The 22,368-nt window shown below is 64.3% G+C and carries 13 protein-coding genes; 5 read left to right on the forward strand and 8 right to left on the reverse strand.

Annotation, left to right across the window (positions count from 1 at the left end):
* Positions 1 to 5: 5 nt before the first annotated feature.
* From JY500_RS19295 to JY500_RS19330, 8 genes are all read right to left on the reverse strand, one after another.
* Positions 6 to 1,298: an ABC transporter substrate-binding protein gene (locus JY500_RS19295; protein WP_206254232.1), complete on the reverse strand. Its 1,293-nt coding sequence runs from the start codon at positions 1,296 to 1,298 to the stop codon at positions 6 to 8.
* 154 nt (positions 1,299 to 1,452) lie between these two features.
* Entirely contained in the window at positions 1,453 to 2,721 is a 1,269-nt protein-coding gene (locus tag JY500_RS19300) for a porin (protein ID WP_172203461.1), read from the reverse strand.
* A gap of 388 nt (positions 2,722 to 3,109) precedes the next feature.
* Positions 3,110 to 4,207 carry an ABC transporter ATP-binding protein gene (locus tag JY500_RS19305; RefSeq protein WP_172203463.1) on the reverse strand — a complete coding sequence of 366 codons (1,098 nt, stop codon included), beginning with the start codon at positions 4,205 to 4,207 and terminating at the stop codon, positions 3,110 to 3,112.
* A gap of 4 nt (positions 4,208 to 4,211) precedes the next feature.
* A complete protein-coding gene (locus JY500_RS19310; protein ID WP_206254233.1) occupies positions 4,212 to 5,573 on the reverse strand; it encodes a GH1 family beta-glucosidase in 1,362 nt (453 codons plus the stop codon).
* Between the two features lie 28 nt (positions 5,574 to 5,601).
* Entirely contained in the window at positions 5,602 to 6,444 is an 843-nt protein-coding gene (locus JY500_RS19315) for a carbohydrate ABC transporter permease (protein WP_172203465.1), read from the reverse strand.
* A 4-nt stretch (positions 6,445 to 6,448) separates the two neighbouring features.
* Entirely contained in the window at positions 6,449 to 7,417 is a 969-nt protein-coding gene (locus tag JY500_RS19320) for a carbohydrate ABC transporter permease (protein WP_206254234.1), read from the reverse strand.
* Between the two features lie 97 nt (positions 7,418 to 7,514).
* On the reverse strand, positions 7,515 to 8,771 hold the full coding sequence (locus JY500_RS19325; protein ID WP_206254235.1) for an ABC transporter substrate-binding protein: 1,257 nt from the start codon (positions 8,769 to 8,771) through the stop codon (positions 7,515 to 7,517).
* A gap of 206 nt (positions 8,772 to 8,977) precedes the next feature.
* On the reverse strand, positions 8,978 to 9,847 hold the full coding sequence (locus tag JY500_RS19330; protein ID WP_206254236.1) for a DUF4380 domain-containing protein: 870 nt from the start codon (positions 9,845 to 9,847) through the stop codon (positions 8,978 to 8,980).
* 440 nt (positions 9,848 to 10,287) lie between these two features.
* On the opposite strand from JY500_RS19330, the gene JY500_RS19335 reads away from it, so the two are divergent.
* From JY500_RS19335 to JY500_RS19355, 5 genes are all read left to right on the forward strand, one after another.
* Positions 10,288 to 13,716, forward strand: a complete 3,429-nt coding sequence (locus JY500_RS19335) for a hypothetical protein (protein ID WP_206254237.1) — start codon at positions 10,288 to 10,290, stop codon at positions 13,714 to 13,716.
* 554 nt (positions 13,717 to 14,270) lie between these two features.
* A complete protein-coding gene (locus JY500_RS19340; protein ID WP_206254238.1) occupies positions 14,271 to 17,597 on the forward strand; it encodes a chitobiase/beta-hexosaminidase C-terminal domain-containing protein in 3,327 nt (1,108 codons plus the stop codon).
* 98 nt (positions 17,598 to 17,695) lie between these two features.
* On the forward strand, positions 17,696 to 18,331 hold the full coding sequence (locus tag JY500_RS19345; RefSeq protein ID WP_206254239.1) for a type II secretion system protein N: 636 nt from the start codon (positions 17,696 to 17,698) through the stop codon (positions 18,329 to 18,331).
* A 274-nt stretch (positions 18,332 to 18,605) separates the two neighbouring features.
* Entirely contained in the window at positions 18,606 to 19,355 is a 750-nt protein-coding gene (locus JY500_RS19350) for an SOS response-associated peptidase (protein ID WP_206254240.1), read from the forward strand.
* A 753-nt stretch (positions 19,356 to 20,108) separates the two neighbouring features.
* Complete coding sequence (locus JY500_RS19355; protein WP_206254241.1) at positions 20,109 to 22,352, forward strand: patatin-like phospholipase family protein; 2,244 nt, start codon at positions 20,109 to 20,111, stop codon at positions 22,350 to 22,352.
* Positions 22,353 to 22,368: the final 16 nt, after the last annotated feature.

The raw sequence follows: 22,368 nt of genomic DNA on the forward strand, positions 1-22,368 counted from the left end.
CACGATCAGGGGCGCTGCGGCGTACCCGCGGCGATCCGCTTGCCGAGAATGATCGCGCTGACTTCGTCGCGATGGGCGTAGGCGATGCGCTCGCCCTGGATCTCGCCGATGCCGACCATGTCGGCCGAGATCGCCTCGTGATCCTCGCGGGAGAATGGTGCCTGATAGGTCGTGATCACCCCGAAGACCGGCGCCTTGAGTGATTCGAGCGCGCCGCGCACCGCGTTGCGCTCGGCACTCTGCACCTGCCGGCTCGCCGCTGCGAGCAGCAACATCGCGTCATAGCCCTGCGCCGCCGCCGGCAGGGCGGCGATCGCCTCGGCGCCGCCCTGGCGCTTGAGCGCGAGCAGGAATTCCTGTCGACGCGAGTTGATCGGATCGGCTACGAGCGTGGTCGGCATACGCACCGCCTGGCCCGACTTGCCCGCGCCCTTCACAAAGGCTGCGCTCGCAAGGTCGCTGCCGCCGACGATGGGCACGTTCCAGCCCATCCGCGCACGGGTGCGCACAATCGCTGCGGTCTCAGCGGTCTGCCCCCACACAACCAAGGCATCCACCTGAGCCGCGCGGGCCTGGTTGAGCAGGCCGACCATGTCGGTCTGGCCACTCTGGAACTGGGCGACGAAAGGCGCCTGCATGCCGCCTTCGGCGTCGCGAACCCAGGCGCGCAAATCGTCCGGCTTGCCGTTGAAGGGCGGCGCGTAGAGCCGCCGACGCAGGCGGTCGCGCAGCATGTCGCGCCCCGCGTTGCCATAGGGCGATGACTCGACGAGGATGCCCAGGCGCTTGTAATGCTGGCGATCGATCGTCTCGCGGACGATCAGGTCAGCTTGGGCAAGATCGCTCGCGGCCACGCGGAAGATGTAGTTGAGTTTGTGCATCGGCGGCTCGAACAAGCGCGTCAGCGACGAGTCAGAGGCGCCGGCGATCAGCACCGGCACGCCGGCTTCCTGCAGGGGTTGCAGCGCCCGCATGGCGACCGCGCTGCTGGTGAATCCGATTACATAGTCGACACCGCCGCGCGCGGCGATTCGTTTGGCTTCGTCCTCGCCGCGATCCGGATCGTTCTGGTCGTCGACTTCGACGAGCATGATCTTGCGGTCCGCGAGGCCGCCCTTCCAGTTGAGTTCTTCGACGGCGAGGCGAACGCCTTGCCGCATGGACAGCCCGGCTTCGGCAGTCGGGCCGCTGAATGTTCCGACGACACCGATACGCACCGGGGCCGCAGTCTGTGCAACCGCGTGCGACGCAAGGCATGCCAGCCCCATTGCCAGCACAAGCGTGATGAGCCTGCTCATGGCCATCTCCTCCAAACGTGGTCTTTAGTCTGCGCCCACCTTTTTTGACGGCGGGTCGTGGGGCAACCGGTGCGGACGGCATGTCGCCGCCCGCACGCGGGTCAGCACCCAGCAGCCACCCTGGGGGCGACTGTGGGGTACAGGGTCAAACCGATCAGAAGTGCATCAGCCAGCCAGCTTCGAACTTGGTGGCGCGGGTATCGGCCTCGAAGCTCGAGATATCAGGCGTGGTGTACTTCTTGCTGATCGTGTTGATGCGAAGGAAGGGCTGAGCGCCAACACCAAGGTTGTAGAGGGCCCAGAAGTCCAGGTTCACGCGCTCGGTCTTCAGACGGTTGAAGGTCTTGCCGGCGTCGTCACCCACGCGGATCGTGTAGGCAGCACCCCAGGCAGCCGGCGTGTTCCACTTCATCGTTTCGAAGCTGGCGTAGCCCTGCAGGCTCCACGACGAGATGTCGTAGGTCGCCTTGAAGGTCAGGTCGCCTTCTTCGATGAAGTTCTTGGTGCCGTAGTTCTGCTCAAAGTCCTTCGGACGGTTGTAGCCGTAGTGGTAGGTCGCCGCGAGGTTGACCGGGCCAAGGCGCGTCTTGCCGGTGAAGCCGTACGACATGTGGTTGACCTTGCCGCCGCTCGACGTGACGTACTTGTCGCCGAAGTCGCCGTCTGCATACAACAGGCCGGCACCCAGCAGGCTGCCATTGCCGAAGTCGTAGGTCATGACACCGGTGTAGGCGTAGCCGTTGCTCTGGTTGTCGCCCGAAGCGTTTGCATTGCTTTCGGTCTGGAACTGCAGCTCGACGCCGACCGGGCCGAAGCTGTTGCCGTAACGCAGCGCGTTGCCGCGGATGTCGGACATCGCGTAGTAACCGCGCTGGTCACCCCAGACCGGATCAACCGTCGTCAGGTCATACAGCAGGCGCATCGGGTTCATGATGTTACCGACCTGCAGACGGCCGTACGGCGTGACCAGCGTGCCGTAGACTTCGTCGTTACACATCGGGCCCTTGCTGTCGCCGTTCACATCGCCGTACGACGAGAAGCCGCCGTGGCCGTTTTGCGCGTAGTTGTCCTGCGCAGCGAAGAACGGGTCCCAGTTGTGTTGCACCGGCAGCGCATTGCTTTGCCACGCGCCATTCGCACCGCTCACCGTCGTCGCCACGGTGTTGCAGTTGAAGCCGATGTTGTAGCCGTTCTTCAGATCCTTGGTGCCGGACAGGAACAGTGCGAACAGACCGTCGACCGAGGTCTTGGTGTTGTCGTAGCCGGTGTTCCAGTCGCCGCTGCGGCTCATCGTGCCGACGCGCGCCTGCACATCGCCGCTGACCGAGATGTCGGCGCGTGCGCTGGTTGCAGCCAGGCCAGCCAGCGCCAGTGCAACGGCGCAGACGATCTGACGGCGGCCGGTCGTAAGAGTGGTCCTCATTATTGCTCTCCTCACTTTTTGTAAATGCCCCGCTGGGGGCGTTCAGGTGCCAAGCGCGCGTGGCTTGTGCGAACTACATTGCGAATGCGCTTTCACGACCGCATCCGCACTAAGAACCTGGAAATCGTTGAATTCAAAGCCGCTAACACGCCGCGGCGTCTCGCGGGTTTCGCTGCAAATGACAGCGCTTTCATTCTTCAACCAAAAAAAGGAACCGAAAACGCGCGCTGCATCGCCCACTCGCCCAGAGAAAGGCGGGCAGACCTCCGGTGACGGGAGGTCTGCCGCTAAATGGCCACAGGAGTGGCAGGAGGTGGGCTGTTCGGTGGGCCGCGCCGGCTGGCCGGGCAACGCCACATCAATGCGGTGCGTGATCGGGCTCATCGCTTTACTGGCGCGTCAGGCTGCGGCCATCAGCCGCAAACAGGTGGAAGCTGCCGATGCGCGGCATCAGCCCGATGCGGGCGCCGGCCTTCACCTCGGCCGGGTAGTCCGCAGCCTTCAGCGTGAGCGACTGACGCGACACGACATCGGTTGCATACACGATCGTCGCGTCACCCAGATGCTCGACCAGATCGACCGTGGCCGGGAGCCCAAGACCTTCGTTGACCACCAGCAGATCCTCGGGACGAACACCGAGTTGCAGTGGGTCACCGTTGCTCGGCGCGGCCATGCCGGCGAGCGGCACGCTGCGAACGACATCGCCGAAGTGCAGATCGAGCGCGTCACCGCGCAGCACGCCGGCGCGGCATTCGATGAAGTTCATCTGCGGGCTGCCGAGGAAGGCGCCGACGAACTGATTCACCGGCCGGCTGTACAGATCGAGCGGACGACCGACCTGCTCCACCTTGCCGCCATTGAAGACCGCGATACGGTCACCGAGCGTCATCGCTTCGACCTGATCGTGGGTCACGTAGATCATCGTGGTCTTCAGTTCGGCATGCAGCTTCGCAAGTTCGATCCGCATCTGCACGCGCAGCGCGGCGTCGAGGTTGGAAAGCGGCTCATCGAACAGGAATACTTTCGGCTTGCGCACGATCGATCGACCGATCGCGACGCGCTGACGCTGGCCGCCCGACAAGGCCTTGGGCCTGCGGTCGAGCAAGTGCGAAATCTGCAGGATCTCGGCCGCGCGGCCGACGGCGGCTTTCACTTCTTCCTTCGGCTTGCCGGCGAGCTTGAGCGCGAAGCCCATGTTCTCGCCAACCGTCATGTGCGGGTACAGCGCATAGCTCTGGAACACCATCGCGACGCCGCGCTGGGAGGGCTGGATATCGTTGGCGCGCACGCCGTCGATCATCAGGTCACCGTCGGTGATGTCCTCGAGGCCGGCAATCATGCGCAGCATCGTGGACTTGCCGCAGCCGGACGGCCCGACGAAAACCATGAACTCGCCGTCATGCACATCGAGGCTGAGTCGCTTGACGATCTCCGGCCCCTCGCTGTCATAACGCTTGCTGATCTTTCGAAGAGAAACACTCGACATTTTTCTATCCCTGCGTCGTCGCGCCGTTTCGTTGCGCGGTGATGTAAGCGGCGTACCAGCGCGCGCTGTCCTTGAGTACGCGACGCTGGGTCGCGTAATCCACATAAATCAGACCGAAGCGTTTGGCGTAGCCCGAGTCCCATTCAAAGTTGTCGAGCAGGCTCCAGTGGAAGTAGCCACGCACATCCGCGCCGAGCGCAATCGCCGCGCGCAGGGCTTCGAGATGGCGGGCGAGAAAATCGACCCGGCCGCTGTCGTGCACCGCATCGCCTTCGAGGACGTCGGCACATGCACAGCCGTTCTCGGTGATGTAGATCGGCGGCGGGCTGTAGTCGCGGGAGATCCGCACCAGATGCTCGGTGAAGCCTTGCGGGTAGATCTCCCAACCCATGTCGGTCACGCCCAGCTCGCACGGCGCGCGCTCGCCGGCGGCGCCAGCCCAGATGCGGCTGTAGTAATTGATGCCGAGGAAATCCATCGGCGCGCCGATAAGGGCCATGTCGCCGGGCTGCACATCCGGCGCATCGGCGCCCAGGTGAGCGAGCAGGTCGGCCGGGTAGGCGCCGCGGAACAGCGGGTCCATGAACAGGCGATTCACCATCGCATCGGCCAGGCGCGCAGCACCGCGAGCCTCCTCGGTCGCAGCTGCCGGATACGCCGGCGACTGGTTGAGCACGATGCCCAGCGCAGCACTCGCGCCGACGGCACGCATCGCGCGCATCGCCAAGCCATGTGACAGCAGCAGGTTGTGGGCGACCTGGTAGGCCGCCTTGCGGTCTTTCAGGCCCGGCGCAAAGCGCCCTTCTTCGTGACCGATCATCGCGGTGCACAGCGGTTCGTTGTGCGTCGCGATCGTCTTCACGCGGCTGCCGAAGCGACGGGCGAACTCCGCCGCGTAGTCCGCGAATCGGGCCGCCGTGTCGCGGTTGCGCCAGCCGCCCTTATCTTCCAGCGCTTGCGGCAGATCCCAGTGATACAGCGTGGCATGCGCGGCGATGCCTGCTTCGTCGAGCGCGTCGAGCAAACGCGCGTAGAAGTCCCAGCCCTGCTCGTTCCAGGCACCAGCGCCGTCGGGCTGCACCCGCGGCCAGGCGATCGAGAAACGATACGCGTCGATGTTCAGCTGCTGCATCAACGCGACATCTTCGCGATAGCGGTGGTAGTGGTCGCACGCCACATCACCGGTGTCGCCACCCGCCACCTTGCCCGACTCACCGGCGAACACATCCCAGATCGACAGGCCGCGCCCGCCTTCGTTGGCGGCGCCTTCGATCTGATAAGCGCTCGTTGCGACACCCCACACAAAGTCAGCCGGAAACGGCTGCTTCGTGAGGGCTTCGCACAGAGGAGAGGCTGTCGGGTTCATGGTTCGCGGTTGGTCTGGCACGAGGGCCTCAGCCCTTGATGGCACCCGAAGTGAGGCCCGCGATCAGGCGACGCGACGAGATCACGAAGATCACCAGCAACGGCAGCACAGCAATCGCAGAACCGGCGGAGATCGCACCCCACGGCACTTGGCCGGTACCTTGCAGCGCACGCAGCGCTAGCGGCACGGTGAACATTTCCATGTCGCGGATCACGATCAGCGGGCCGGCGAAGTTGTTCCAGGTGCCGATGAAGGTGACGAGCCCCAGCGTGCCGAGTGCCGGTGTGATCAGCGGCAGCACGATGCGCCAGTAGATGCCGAACTCGCTGCAGCCATCGATGCGCGCCGCTTCGGTCAGCTCACGCGGAATCGCCGAGCTGATGTACTGGCGCATCATGAAGATGCCGAAGGCTCCGCAAGCGCCCGGAATGATCAGCGCCTTGGGCTGGTTCATCCAGCCGAGCCAGCTCATCACCAGAGCGGTCGGGATCATGCCGACGAAGGACGGCAGCATCACCGTGGCCATGATCACCGCGAACAAGCGCTCCTTGTACTTGAAGTGGTACATCGCAAACGCATAGCCGGCGAGCGAGCAGAAGAACAGGTTCAGCACGGTGACCGCAATCGCGATATAGAAGCTCCAGCCGAGGTTCTTCCAGAAGAACGGCAGCTTATCGAGCAGCAGATTGAGGTTGCCGACAAACGCGTCGCCGAACCACACCGGGGGCGGCACCGATAGGATTTCGGTGTTCGTGTGCGTAGCGAACACGAACATGAACCAGAACGGCGCAAGCATGATGATCGAGCCCGCGGCGACGATGAAATACGCAAACCAACGGGTCGGGCTCACGCGCTTTGTGACGATAGCCATGGCCTCAATCCTTCTGCGAAAAGAGCTTGTTGTTCGCCACCGTCAGCAGTGCGATCAACATGAAGAGCACCCACGCAACGGCGCTGGCGGTGCCGAAGTCGCTGTCGACGAAGGCGGTGTTGTACATGTGCATCGCGGCGGTCTTGCCGGCCTGATCCAGGCCACCCGTGCCACCGGTGATGATGAAAGGCTCTTCGAACAGCTGCAGGTTGCCGATGATGGTCATCGTCACCGCCAGGAACATCATTGGCTTGAGCAGCGGCAGCGTGATGTACCAGAACTGCTGGCGACGCGAGGCGCCGTCGATCGTTGCAGCTTCGTACAGATCGTGCGGAATCGTCTGCAGCGCGGAGAGATAGAGCACCGTGTTCCAACCGACGTAACGCCAGAACACGACGAAGGCGATCATCGGCTTCGTGTATTGCGGTTGGCCCCAATCGATGTTGGACGTCGGGAACAGCCATGCAAGTGGATGGAGGCCGGCGACTTCAAAGTTGCCGACTGACGTCAGCACCAGGTTGACGATGCCGAAGTCACGCGAGAACAGCGAGTTGAAGACCAGCGCAATCGCAACGCTCGACGTGATGAACGGCAGAAAGTAGATGCCGACCACGGTGTTGCGGTATTTCGCCAGGTAGGTATGCGCGAAGAAAGCCAGCGGGATCGCGATCAGGTGCTGCGGCAGACCCGAGGCGATGGCGAGCCAGAAGGTGTTGAAGAGCGACTTGTGGAACCACTCATCGCCCAGCACGAATTCGTAGTTTTCGATGCCGACCCAGACCATGCCACCGAGGCCGGTTGCAGCATCCCAGGAGTGGAACGAAAGCCAGACGGAGAACAGCAGCGGGAAGAGCCCGAAGCACAGGAACAGGATGAAGAACGGGCTGATGAACACATAGGGTGCCCATTCCCAAGGCTGCAGCCTGCGGCGGCTTTTCGCGGGCGCAGCAGCACCCGACCGAGTGATAGACATCGGCGCTTCCATTGCGATACTCCGAAAGAAAAGGTGGCCGGGGTGATTCTCGGGAGAGGGGGGTTGAGAGGGACAAGCCCACCCCGGCCGGGGGAACTTAGCGTCGGCGGGCGCGTCGCTCGATCAACGCCTTGGCGTCAGCCAGCGCCTTCGGAATGTCCTTGTTCTGCTCGATCACCTTCTCGAGCTCGGCATTCACGATTTCCTGCGCGATCGAGTCGTACTTGTCGACATCGATGGCCGGGATCTTCTCCGCCGCAACCTTCCACAACTGGCGAGCCTTCTGGCCACCGAGGAAGTCAATCGGCTGATCGATGAACGGATCGTTCTGAGCTTCGATCAGGGCAGGGAAGGCGTCCAGCTTGCGGAACGACTCGATCTGCATGTTCTTGTCGAGCGTGAGGAACTTGATGAACTCCCAAGCCTCCGGCTTATGCGCCGCCTTGGTCGGGATCGCATAGAACGAACCGCCCCACGACGCGAAGGCACCCGCCGGCAGCTGCGCGGCACGCCAGGCACCCTTGGTGTTCGGTGCAAGCCAGGTCTGCAGGTGGCCGGCGAGCCAGGCACCCATCATCTGCGTACCGATCTGGCCGCGCTTGAAGCCCTCGGACCACTCATTGCTCCACGCGCTGATCTTGCCGTCGACACCGGCGGTGTGCGCCGCCTTGGCCAACTCGAAAGCCTTCACGAAGCGCGGCGTATCGACCACGCTCTTGCCGGCCTTGTCGAAGTACACGCCTTCGCCATCCTTCAGGCCCGAGCGGATGTAGATGTCCTTGATGTCCGCAGCGCTGGCGACCAGGTAGGCCCCGGTGGCGGCCTTGAGCTTCTTGCCGGACTCGATGTACGACTCCCAGCTCTTGGTCAGGTCGGCTTCGGTTACGCCGGCCTTGTCCATCAGATCCTTGCGATACAGCAGCGTGCCGGGGCCGATGTCAGCCGGAATTGCAGCAAGGCTGCCGTTGGGGCCGGTGGCTTGCGGCACGGTGAAGCGCGCGAACTTGTCCTTGAACTGCGCCGCGTTGTACGGCGGCTTGCCCAGGTCTTCCAGGCCGCCCGATTCGGCAAACTTGCCGATGAAACCCACTTCAACCGCCATCACGTCCGGCAGGTTGGCACCGGTCGCGAGCGAGGTGGTCATCGCCACATGGTGGTCGGCGTAGGCCAGGCTCACCAGCTTGATCTCGACATCCGGATGCAGCTTCTTGTAGAGGGGAATCGCCGCCTTCACCGCCGCATCAAGGGCGGGGAATGCCGCAACCGTGATGGTCGTCGCGGCGTCTGCCGCCGATCCGCACAGTCCGGCCAAAACGGCCGCCGCAATGACGCGGCGCTTGATCAATACACGCATGCTCATCTCCTCTGGATTTGGACGACCTGAAAGGCTGTTTTATGTTTTGAAAGCGCTTTCAGTACGGCGCCAGTGTAGCGCTCCGGGGGTAAGGCGCGTCAACCCTCCCCGACGCAATGGCACAAGCCGCGTCACCTGCCCCCCTCGATCTTGCTTTTCCTGCGCAGCGGACCATGGCGGCTATCAGGCAACGGGCGGGCACGGCATCAGCGCGCAGCGATGCGCCGTGCCAAGGCCACCAGCCCAGGCTCACCGACGCCCACACGCAACTCGGCCGGCAGCGGCTCGAGATACCAGCACACCGGGTAGCTGAGCGCTTCGCCCGGTGCGAGCTGCACGTAGGGGCCGTGATTCTCCAGCTCGACATAGAGCGCGTCGTCGTGCCCCCAGATCTCGATTGCGCCCTGGCCCGGCGCAAAGGACTCAAGCGGTGTGACCGGGAAGGTTTTGACGAATAGCAATCGCTGCCCGCTGCCTACATGCGCCAGCCAACCCTCACGCCCCAGCTCGAAGAGCTTGCGCCCTTTCTCAAGTACCGCCGGCGCGAACGGGTACCAGCAGATGCCGTCCTGCTTGATGACGGGATGCAGGTCAGTCTCCGGCAGCCCTTCGGCAGCCTCGAACGGAAAGAAGCTCAGGCCGCCCGTGGTGCGGGTCACTTCCCACGGCGCCACGTGCACCGGCGCATCGCCCCGGTTGGTGATGCGGTATTCCAGCTCGATCCGCTCGGCACTGGGCTCAGCGCGAATGCGCTTGGTGAATTGAAGGCCACTCGGGTCGACCCCGCTTTCAAGCACCAGTGTGTCGCCCTCGCGGCTGGTGAGGTAGGGCTGCGTATCGAGCACCGGGCGCGGCGGCCAGTCCCAGGTGCGCTGCGGGGAATCCCAGAGCGTGGAGCCATAGTTGTCGGGGTGGACCGAAGCGGGGGTCAGGATCTCTTCGCCGTTGCGCGAGAAAGAAACGATCCGCCCGCCCTTGGCGACATCGACACCCAGGGCAAGGTCGCCGGCCACAAGCCATTGCAACCGCTGCAGCTGGGCGCCATGCATCGGAATCGAGGGGGAGGTAACAGACATCTCTGTATGACCGAAAGTTAGTGGAGCCCCGGACGGCGAAGCCCGGCAAACCAGACGGCGAACACGCGCAAGCCGGCCCTTCCATCCAGGGTCAAAACCCGGCCAGCCTTTGGCTTGCAAAGGCTGGAACACGCCCGGGCGTCGCGCCGCCAAATGAAACCGCTTTCACATTTAAGCACCGATCTCCTGACGCGTCACCCAAGCCCCCGCAGGAAATCCATGGAAACTCCGCGGCCTTTTGGCTGCAAGCCGTGCAGCCACTTAGTCAGCACACAAAACGGGTTCGCGCACTTTCAGCAAGACGGATCATTTCCTGTGCAGTTAGACTGGCGGCAGATGTAAGCGCTTTCATTTTGGTTTTGCTTACCGCGCCGGCGGCAGGTCTTGCAGAGGCAGGCACGTCGGCGCTCCCCATACACATTCGAAAATTCCGAGCACACATGAGTACCTCAAGCGGCAGTTTTGTCACCCTGGACGGTCGGCGTTACTACGAGATTCGCGGCTACGACGAACTGCCGCCCTTCTTCATGACGATGGTGTCGGCCAGCGATCTGTGGCTGTTCATCTCGTCGCACGGCGGCCTCACGGCCGGCCGCGGCGCGCCCGAGCAGGCGCTGTTCCCCTACAACACATCGGACGTGCTGCATCGCAGCGGCCTGCACACCGGCAGCCGGACTTGGCTGCGCGTTGGCGCCGGCGACGCCGCGCGCGAGTGGGAGCCGTTCAACCTGGAACAACGTGGGCGTTACCGCCTCGAGCGCAGCCTGCTCAAGGACGAGCTGGGTATGCGCATCGTCTTCAGCGAGACCAACCACGATCTGGGCCTGTGCTTTTCCTACACCTGGACCAGCGCGGGGCGCTTCGGCATCGTGCGTGAAGCGAGCCTGCGCTCGCTCGGGCAAGCGGTCGATCTGGAGCTCGTCGATGGCGTGCTCAACCTGTTGCCGGCGGATACCCCGCGGGCGCTGCAGAGCCGCGCAAGCAACCTGATCGACGCCTACAAGTGGAACGAGCTCGAAGCCAATGGCCTCGCCACCTACTCGCTGTATGCGCGGATCAGCGATCGCGCCGAGCCGGCCGAGTCGCTGCTCGCAACGGTGGCGTATGCGGTGGGCCTCGAAGGCGCCGCGATCCATCTGGCCGCGAGCGATTTCGACGCGCTGCGCCGCGGTGACTCAACCGACGCGGCCACGCTGCGCCGTGGCGTGGCGGGCGCGTTCCTGCTGCATTCCCGGCTGAACCTGGCCGCCGGCGCGACCAGGCAGTGGCGCATCGTGCTCGATACGCCGCTCAAGCAAAGCGACGTGCTCGCACGTTGCAACGACCTGCGCGACACCGCTGCGCTGGCCCGCGAGCTCGATGCGGCGCAGGCGGCCGACGAAGCGGCGCTGCGCGAACTGCTCGCCTCGGCTGACGCCTTCCAGGCCGTGGCGGACGAGCACACCGCCTGCCACCACATCGCCAACACGTTGTTCAACGTGATGCGCGGCGGCGTATTCGACGACCAGTACCGTATCGACCGCGACGACTACCGCGCCAACCTCGCGCTGCGCAACCGCAAGCTGGTCGAGCGCCACGCCGCGTGGATCGAGAGCCTGCCGGCCTCGCTGACGCTTACGCAACTGCACATCGCACTCGCCCAGCAAGGGGATGCGCAGCTGCGGCGCCTCAGCATGGAATACCTGCCGCTGGTGTTCGGCCGCCGCCATGGCGACCCGAGTCGGCCGTGGAACCATTTCAGCATCCGCGGCCGCGACGCCGACGGCCGCCTGCTGCGCGCCTATCAGGGCAACTGGCGCGACATCTTCCAGAACTGGGAAGCACTGCTGCTCGCCTTCCCGGGCTTTGCGCCGAGCATCGTCGCGAAGTTCGTCAACGCCTCCACCGTCGATGGCTACAACCCCTACCGGATTACCCACGAAGGCATCGACTGGGAAGTCGAGGATCCGGAAGACCCGTGGTCGAACATCGGCTACTGGGGCGACCACCAGCTGATCTACCTGCTGCGCCTGCTGGAGCTGTGCGAGCGCCACGACCCGGTGGCGCTGCGGCAGTTGCTGGGTGACGCGCTCTTCAGCTATGCCAACGTGCCGTACCGCATCGCCGACTTCGATGCCCTGCTGGCCGACCCGAAACACACGGTGAGGTTCTCCAAGGCCGACGAGAAACTGGTCGCCGAACGCTGCGAGACGCTCGGCAGCGACGGCCGGCTGGTGCTGGATGCCAACGGCGAGGTCTACCTCGTCACGCTGGCCGAAAAGCTGCTGGTACCGCTGCTCGCCAAGCTCGGCAATCTTGTGCCGGGTGGCGGCGTATGGCTCAACACACAGCGCCCGGAATGGAACGACGCCAACAACGCACTGGTGGGCGCCGGCCTGTCCATGGTCACGCTGTACCACGCGCGGCGCTACGTGGACTTCCTGACCCGCCTGTTCGAAGCACGCCCCGGTGATTTCGCGCTCGGCGCTGGTGTCGAACAATGGTTGCGTGATACCTGCGATGCGCTGGTGGCCTTTGGGCCCGGTAGCGCGCGGGACGACGCCGCGCGTACGCGCCTCTTCCAAGCGCTGGGCCGCGCCGCAGAGCGTTACCGCACGCAGGTCTACGCCCAGCCCTGCCCCGCCGCGCGCCGTGTCGTCCGCAGCAAATACCTGTTGCAATGCCTGCAGGCTGCGCAGACGGTGCTCGACGAATCGATCGCGCACAACCGGCGTGCAGACGGCCTGTATCACGCCTACAACCTGCTCGTACCGCACGAAGACACGGTTGGGGTGGACCACCTCTACCCGATGCTGGAAGGGCAGGTCGCAGTGCTCGCGTCCGGCGTGCTGGGTGCGAACGAAACCGCCGATCTGCTCGATGCGCTGTTCGCTTCGCCGATGTATCGGGCGGATCAGCAGAGCTTCATGCTCTACCCGGATGCCAGGCTGCCCGGCTTCCTCGAGAAGAACCGCGTGCCGGCCGCCCGTATCGCGGAGAACGCCTTGCTTGGCGCAATGCTCGCACGACGCGACACGCGCATCGTCGAACAGGACCCGAATGGCACGGTGCGTTTCGCCCCGGCCTTCTCCAATGCCGGCGACCTCGCCCCGGCGCTGGAGCGTGCCGGCAAGGACTACGCCGAATACACGCCGGCGACGCATGCGCAGACGCTGGCGCTCTACGAAGAGGTGTTCCAGCACCGGCGCTTCACCGGCCGCTCCGGCACGATGTTCGGCTTCGAAGGGCTCGGCTGCATCTACTGGCACATGGTGTCGAAGCTGCTGCTTGGCGTGCAGGAAAGCTTCTTCGCCGCCATCGAACAGGGCGAGGACGAGGCCGCAATCCGACGCCTCGGCGAACACTACTACCGCGTGCGCAAGGGCTTGGGCTTCAACAAGACGCCAGCCGAATACGGCGCCTTCCCGTGCGATCCGTATTCGCATACGCCGGGCCACAGCGGCGCACAACAGCCGGGCATGACCGGCCAGGTCAAGGAAGAAGTGATCGCACGCTTCGGCGAGTTGGGTGTGCTGGTTCGCGCAGGCTGCATCAGGATCCTGCCGGCCTTGCTCAACGCGGCCGAATTCGGCGTAGCCGCGCGTACTTTCAGCTATCGCGATGTGAACGACCGCGCGCAAACCCTGCCGCTCGCGGCGGGGGAACTAGGCTTCACGCTGTGCCAAGTGCCCTTCGTGTTCCGCCTGGATCAGACCGCAGACGCGAGCCTTGAAGTCGCCGTAACGCATGTCGATGGCCGCAGCGAGGCGATGGCCGGACCGGCGCTGACGCGCGAGCTGTCGCGTCAGGTGTTCATGCGCAGCGGTGAGGTCCAGCGAGTGGTCTGCCGCATTCCGGCCGCAGCGCTGTTTGGCGGAAAGGTCGCCTGAACCAGCAATCCGCGCATGCGCCTGGCGATTCCTCGCTGACGGCGGCCTTCGGGCCGCCGCGACAACGCACCGACAAAAAGGCCGGCCACGTCACCGGCCTTTCTTTCGCCCGGCCCCCGGGCGCGCCCCCGCAGCGCCCCCCCTCTGCATCCACGTCGCCGGTCCGGCGCCCGACCAGCAGGCGCGCAAAACCAAACGCCGCCGGCGTGCGCCCCACTTACTAGCGTGCCTGCGATGCACCGATGCAGCACGCCCTCCGACTGTGCAAACAACCCGCCGCAGTGGCCACGCCTGAATTAGTTCGCCGCGCAAACCATTGATTCGATGGAAAAACGCAAGCGTTGACGTTTCCCCCGGCTGAATTGCGGAACGCATGCGAACCGCTTATCTGCCCATAAATCCGCGCGTATAACGCCATCAGCCGTATCGATGAAAGCGCTTCCTTTTCTAGCGGCCAACAACGAAAGCGACACGGCGTTCGAGCCCAGGGCGTCAGCTCGGCAAGCCCCTCGCGGGGTCTCCGGGTGATGCCCACACACCGAGGAGACCTTGAAATGACCTTGCAGTTACACCGGGCGTACCGGTCGTTACTGGCAGTGCTTGCGCTGCTGATGACGATCGCGCCATTCGCGGCGCGTGCCGCGGACTACACCGTGGGGGCCGACCTTGTCGGCAGTACCGCGACCCTCTGGTTCCAGTCCAGCGTCGGTTCGACCTGGGTTGACGCGCACTACAGCGTCAATGGTGGCGCGCAGCAGAACGTGCGCATGACCTACAACAGCAGCAAGGGCCGCTTCGAAACGACGTTCGCAGCGAGCGCCGGCCAGATCGTCAGCCATTCCTTCACCTACGACAAGGCGGGCCTGGCCTACGATTCGCCGACCACGACCACCACGCTGGGCGGCGGCGGCGGCGGTGGTGGCACGGTTGCCACGCCGACGTTCTCGGTGCCCTCCGGCACCTACAACAGCGCCCAGACGGTGGCGATCACCACGGCCACGGGTGGCGCCACGATCCGCTACACCACCGACGGCTCCACGCCGACGGCGAGCTCGCCGGTGTACAGCGGCGCAATCAACGTTTCGGCCACCGCGACGCTGAAGGCCTACGCCAGCGCCAGCGGCATGACCGATTCCGCTGTTGCAACGGCCAGCTACACGATCAACACCGGTGGCGGCTTCTCGTTCACCAACGGCGTCGATGTGTCGGGCACCACCGCGGTGATCTGGTTCCAGCCGAGCACGACGATCAGCTATGTCGACGTCCACTTCACCGTAGCCAACGGCCCCCAGCAGAACTTGCGCATGGTGAAGAACAGCAGCACCGGGCGTTACGAGAGCAGCACCGCCGTCAACTCGGGCAACGTGATCAGCTACTCGTTCACGTACAACATCACCGGTGCCGCGCAGTACGACACTGGGGCCTACAGCTACACGGTTAACCCGCCGAAGAAGGCCGCCACGCCGATCTTCACCCCGGCAGCCGGCACCTATGCGACCGCGCAGAACGTTGCCATCAGCAGCGCCACCTCTGGTGCGGCGATCCGCTACACGCTGGACGGCAGCACGCCGACCGCCTCGTCGCTGCTCTACAGCAGCCCGATTGCCGTCAGCAGCGACCGCACGATCAAGGCGATCGCCATCGCCAGCGGCTATGACAACTCCGATGTCGGCAGCGCAAGCTATGTGATCACGCAGACCAAGGCCGCCGCACCGGTGTTCAGCCCGGCGGGTGGCAACTACACCAGCACCCAGACCGTCACGCTGAGCAGCATGACGGCTGGCGCGCAGATCCGCTACACCACCGACGGCAGCACGCCGACGGCCAGTTCGCCGCTTTACACCGGCGCGCTGTCGGTCAGCACTTCGCAAACGATCAAGGCAATCGCGATCGCAAGCGGCTATTCCGATTCCGCTGTCTCCTCCGCGGCCTACACCATCGATAACGGTGGCACCGGCTTCGTGCAAGGCGTCTACGAGCTGGGCACCACCGCGACGGTGTGGATCAAGCCGACCGGCAGCAGCGCCTACGCGATCCTGCACTACTCGATCAACAACGGCAGCGAGATCAGCCCGAAGATGACCTACAACAGCACGCTCGGCCGCTTCGAGTTCGTGCTGACGCCGGTCAAGAAGGGTGACCTCGTCAACTACTTCATCACCTACGCCGTGGGTTCGGGCCAGCTCGATACGCCGCGCTATGGCTACACGATTGGTGGCCCGTCGCCGGTAGCAAAGCCGACGATCTCGCCGGTCGGTGGCAAGTACGCGAGCGCACAGAGCGTGCAGCTCTTCACCACCGAGCCCAGCTCGACGATCCGCTACACCACCGATGGCTCGGCGCCGAATACCACGTCGCCGCTGTACGTTGGCCCGATCACGGTGAGCAGCGCGAAGACGATCAATGCCATCACCGTGAAGAGCGATGGCAACCAGTCCGGCATCGCGAGCGAAACCTATGTGATCGGTGAAGACGACAAGACCGTTGCCACGCCCACGATTTCGCACGCCAGCGGCGACTATGGCCAACCGATCGCGGTGAACTTCCTCAGCACCACCAACGGCGCGACCCTGTACTACACGCTGGATGGCTCGACGCCGACGAGCAGCTCGACGATCTACGGCGGCCCGGTGTGGGTGCGCAGCAATGCCACCGTGAAAGTGGTTGCAATCAAGAACGGCATCAGCTCCGGCGTGGCCACCGCAACCTACACGATCGGCAACGGCACCGGCGAAACCTGGAACGGCAAGACCACCTTCAACGTGGTCAACGGCACCAAGGGCAAGTGGTCGGATGACAAGGTCTTCTGGTCGATCATCGGCAAGGACTGGAACACCGGCAACTTCGTCCATGTCGACATGAACGGCAACCTGATCCCGATGAGCGTCGGCGACAACGGTGCGCTGGTGAAGAACGGCCAGCCTTACGCCAACTACTTCTACTCACTGGCCCAGACCAAGTCGATCACGATTCCGGCGATCAACTCGGCCCGCCTGCTGATGAGCGTTGGCGAACCGATGTACATCCAGGTGAATACCGACATCAATGGCAAGATCGCCTACGCTGGCGCCAACATCGAGAACCCGACCGACCCGAACATCGATGTGATCTTCGACTTCGGCGAGTTCGCAATCCTGCCCCCGGGTGCCAACCCGCAAGGCATCTTCGTCAACACCACCCGCGTCGACCAGTTCGGATTCCCGGTCAAGCTCAATGTCACCGGCCTCGATGGCTTCGACATGACGGTGGGCGAGAATCTCACCGAATCGCGTGATGAGATCTTCGCCAAGTTCATCAACGAAGTGCCGGAAGCCTTCCGTAGCCTCGCACAGGCCCCGTACGCGCCGTATCGCATCATGGCCCCGGCGCACGCGACCTTTACGAAGGACGGCGTCAACGAGCACTACCTCGACGCGTACATCTCGGAGATCTGGGACAAGTACCGCAACGAAGATCTGGTGATGGATCTGAAGAACGGCTGGCCGGTGTTCACGGGCCGCGTGGTGGGCGACACCTTCCGCTTCACCGACAGCGCTGGCACGTACTACATCAACGGCAAGCCGACCACCTCGATGGTGATGCTGGGCGCTGGCCTGCTCGACGATCCGAAGGGCACCACGGATGTCGGCAAGCAGCTGCAACTGCAGGCCCAAATGTGCGCGGCGCTCAACCGCCACGTCGCGGGTCAGACCTTCGACAAGTGGTGGCACTCGTCGGCCTTCTACCCGGCCGGTTCGGTAGCCAACTACTTCACCAAGTTCTGGCACGACCACAGCCTGAATGCGCTGGCCTACGGCTTCGCGTATGACGACGTGGGTGGCTACAGCCCCTCGATCCACACCGCCAAGCCGAAGAGCGTGACTTACACGATCGGCTGGTAATACCCTCCACCCTCGCAGCCAGCCGCCCGAGTGGCGGCTGAATGCGACAACATCGCCACGGCCGGGTCTCCCGGCCGTGTGCGCAAGAGGCCTTCGATATGAGCATTTCGACAAACGGCAATCTGCGCAGCGCGCATCGGCCCGCTTCGGCACCCAGCGCACGCAGGCGTGGTCTTGGTACACGGATCGCGCTCGGTATCGCTGGCGGGCTGCTTGTTGGCGTCGCCATCCATTTGATCGGGCGGCAGCTCGACACGCCCAGCACCGTAGCCGAGCCCCCCGCCAGCGCTGTCCAGCTCCCCCAACCCAACGCCGCAGCAATCCCGCCGATGGTGCTGACAGGCGTGGTGCGCGATGCGGTGTCGCGCCGCACTTACGCTGTCATCTCGGTCGCGGGTGCGCCCGCGCGCGAATTCCAGGTCGGCGAACAACTCACCGATGGCGTGCAACTCGCCGACATCGCAGACGACGCCGTCACCGTGGTCGGCAATGGCCGCTCAGTGCGCATCGCACTCACCTACATCACGCCGCCCGTGCAGGCCGACCCCCGCATCACGACGCGTAGCGCGGCGGACTGGCGTAATGCCTCGTCGGCCCGCACGCAAAACGAACCGGCCTCTCCACCCGCAACCATTGTTGCCCCGCCGCGAGGCTTCTCGCCGCCGAGCAGCACCAGCACCGATCGCGCCGTTTGGCGCGCCAGGCAGACTGAAGAGGGCCCTGCCAACCCATAGCGTCAGCGGCTGGTACTCTGCGCCGCGGCCACCAGCATCGGCCCCCCCACGACGCGGCACGGCGGATTGCCAACGCGCATGACGCGGATCGCCAGCGGGGTGCGACAACGGGCGCCTGCAACGCAGATCGAGAACGCCGCGAGAGGCGTGGCCCCTACGTCGCGCTTGCGCCGAGCCGGCCGCATGCCGACACTGAAAGCAGGTGAGCTCGCCGCCACTGTGCGGCACGCCACCGAACGATCGGTGATCAGACTGCGCAAACGGGGCAGATCCAATGTGTGGCCGCTATGTCGACGAATTGACCGGGGAAGAAATCGACTCTCGCACACGCGTCTCGCGATTCGCCGCGCTGACCGAACTGGCCCGAGTCCCGCGCTACAACATCAGCCCGATGGCCCGGGTGCTGGTGATCACGTCTGACGAGAACGGGCGCCACCCGCGCATCATGCAATGGTGGCTGGTACCGCCGATCGCCGACGACCCGAAGGCCTTTGTGCGCCGCTACACCACCTTCAACGCCCGCGCCGAAAAGCTCGCCCAGTCCGCCTTCTACCGGCACTCGCTCACGCACCAGCGCTGCGTGCTGCCGGTAAGCGGATTCTACGAATGGCAGGCGGCGACACCGGGCAAACCCGGCTCCAGCAAAACCCCGTTCTACATCCACCCGCCCGCCGGTGAGGCGCCGTGCTGGACGCTCGCCGGTATCTGGTCGACCTGGGAGCGCCCGGGCCTGGCGCCACTACACAGTTGCGCCATCGTCACCTGTGTCGCAAATCCGATGATGGCCTGGATCCATAACGCCAAACCCGACGCCCCTCGAATGCCGGTCATCCTCGACAACAACGCGATGGCAACATGGCTGGACCCAGCCATATCGGACGCAAGCGCCCTGACCGAGGTCCTCCAGCCCTATCCCGAGACGAGAATGGCGGCCCATGCCGTGGCCAAGATCGTCGGCGATGGCGCACACCTGATCGACCCATTGCCGAACGGCCCTTGCATCGGGGAAGACCGCGGCCGCTGAGCTAGGCTTGCCCGCGTGCTCAGACGACCTCGTCGCCCCGCTTAATTGGTCGAACCAGTCAATCGAAACACGCCGCCTCGAAGGCGCCGCCGGACGCTCCCAAGGCGATCTGAGCCGCGCCCGCTCTCGGTCAACTTGGCGCCGCCAGCAGCGAACCTCGGCGACAACACAATCACGTCGCAACGCGAGCTAGGCTCTTCCGACCATGCACGACGCATCCGCAACGAACTTGCAGGTCGCCCGAGTCCGTACGTCCTAAATTGACAGAATCGGGCCAGATAACGGGCCCCACGCCATCGCTTGCCGCTATAGACGGCATCGGGTAAGCCTAGACGGATGGATGTGATGATCGCCCAAATATTTCTCTCGTCGCGGCGAGTGGCCGAGACGCTGGCCGAAGAACGCACGCACGACTCCCCGATGCAGTTCCGTCGTTTTTCCAGAGCTTCACAGATCGGGCTCAGGCGCTGGAACCGCAGGATCGTCCGGCATCGCGGATCCAGTTGGCCGACGGTACGGTTCCAATTCGATGGGCCGCCCGGCCATTACAGCTTAGAGGGCAAAGTGGGACGACACCGCGACGAGCAAGTGCCTCCAAAGGGACGGCGCTGCTACGGACTTCGCAGAAATCACCTGCTTTTTCGTTTCTGTACGCGTTAGGTGCGCGCGCAAGCGCGTCAGATCAAACTGGCTTTCCCGTCGCTGCGCTAGCCTGCGAGAATCCGACTTGGATTCCACGGCGAAAGGCTCGGTATGCGGCTCCAGGCGATCTTGGGCGTTGTGTTGGGTGCGGTCGTGTTCTCCTCCACCTTGGCGGCCGCCGAGCCGATCGCCGCGAAGCGGCCGAAGATCGGGCTGGTGCTCGGTGGCGGCGGGGCGCGGGGCCTCGCGCATGTTGGCGTACTGGAGCAGCTCGAACGGCTTCGGGTGCCGATTGACTGCATCGCGGGCACGAGTGCCGGCGCGCTGGTGGGCGGCGTGTATTCGAGCGGGATGCCGCTGCCGGATATCCGCAAACGCGTGGAATCCGTCGATTGGGAAAAGCTCATCGGCGGCGTGCCCGACCGGAGGAACCTGCCCTACCTGCGCAAGCAGGACGATTTCAAGAACCTCGCGGCAATGACCCTGGGGCTGGACGCGGAGGGCGTGAAGCTGCCGCGCAGCGTGGTCAACTCGCAGTTCATCGACGCCTTCCTGCGCGAGCTGACGCAGGACCAGTTCATTGATTCGTTTGCGAAGCTGCCGATCCCCTTCGTGGCGATTGCGACCGACCTCGAATCGGGCGACATGCGGGTCTTCAAGAGCGGCGATCTGGCAATCGCGCTGCGGGCCAGCATGGCGGTGCCCGGCGCCTTCGACGTGGTGCACGACAGCGGCCGGATGTACGTCGACGGGATGTTCGTGCGAAACCTGCCGGTCGAGAACATCAAATCCAAGGCGCCCGAAGGTTGTGGCGCGGATATCGTGATCGTGGTCGACGTCGGCACGCCGATGCTCAAGCGCGACGATATCAAGAGCTTCCTCGACGTCGCGGTGCAGGCGATGAACATCGCCACCGGGCGCAACGTGCAGGAGTCGCGCAAGTTGATCGGCCCCGATGATGTGCTGATCGAACCGGATCTGGACGGCTACAGCCCCGCCAGCTTCACCGACGCGAAAGACATCATCGAGCGAGGTCGCAAGAGTGTCGCCAGCGTCGAAGCACGACTGGCCGAACTGGCGATTCCGGAGCAGGACTACCAAGCCTGGGCCAGCCGCGTATCGAGCAAGGCGCCCAAAGAGCTGGTGCCGTACGACCGCGTTGAGGTCGCCAGCACACGCTTCGTGCCCGCCAAGCGCGTAGAAGAGGTGCTCACTGCACCGCCTGCGCCCGCCAGCCAGGATGAGTTGCTGAAGCGCTTCGACAAGCTTTACGACTCGGGCGACTTCGACGGCATCAACTACCGCCTGAATCAGGAAGGCGGCCAGCGTGTCGCAACCGTGGCGCCAATCGAGCGGCATGTCGGCCCGAACTACCTGCGCTTTGGTGTCGATCTCTCGTTCGACACCTACCGTACTGCCAACGTCGCACTCCTGGCGAACTACCAGATGACCTGGCTGAACCAGTGGGGTGCGCAATGGCGCAACTTCCTGCGCCTGGGTGCGGGCGGCGAGCTTGAGAGCGAGATCTATCAGCCACTCTGGAGTTCGCCCGTCTTTGCGTACGCTCGTGCGGAGGGGGCGAATTCGCTCTTCCCGGTGTATAGCGAAGAAGGTTCCAAACTCTTGGAGCTGGAAATCCGGCGCGCTGGAGCCGAAGCCGGCATCGGTTACTCACTCGGCCGCTATGGCGAAGTCCGCACCGGCCTGCTGATACAGAAGATCCGCAACGAGGCAACGACTGGCATCGCCGGCACCCTGACGACGAATACGCTGAGTTCCACCGTGCGCGGCCTGCGCCTCACTGGCGTGGTGGATCAGCTGGATAATCCGAAGTGGCCGCGCCACGGCTACTACCTGCGCACCGACTACGGCGTGGCAAAGATGGAGTCCGAAAATTCCTCGCGCAAGGACTCGCAGTTGCTGTCCATCGACGCCGACCTGGTCGAGACCTACGCGACCTACACGGTACGCGGCTCCGCACGCTTGCGCGGTTCGCTGGAGCGCGAGCTGGCCGGCACCCCTGCGCCATACCAACTCGGGGGTTTCCTGCAGCTTTCCGGCTTACGAGCGGATCAACTGGTCGGCGCACAAACTGCACTCGCTCGGGTGATGGTGTACAAGCAGATCTCGACGCTGCTGCCGCAACTGGGCTCGGGCACCTACATCGGCGGCTCGCTCGAGTCCGGCAAGGTGTGGAACCAGTTGGTCACGCACGAGAACACGCCAACCATTCCGTCTGCGTCGGTCTACCTTGGCGTCGACACCCTGCTCGGCCCGCTCTACATGGCGGTGGGCTGGTCCGACTACATGGGAGGCAAGTGGGGCGGCTACTTGTACCTGGGCTACACGAAGTAAGCGCCCCGGCCGGGTT

Source organism: Niveibacterium microcysteis (genome assembly GCF_017161445.1).
Taxonomy (GTDB): domain Bacteria; phylum Pseudomonadota; class Gammaproteobacteria; order Burkholderiales; family Rhodocyclaceae; genus Niveibacterium; species Niveibacterium microcysteis.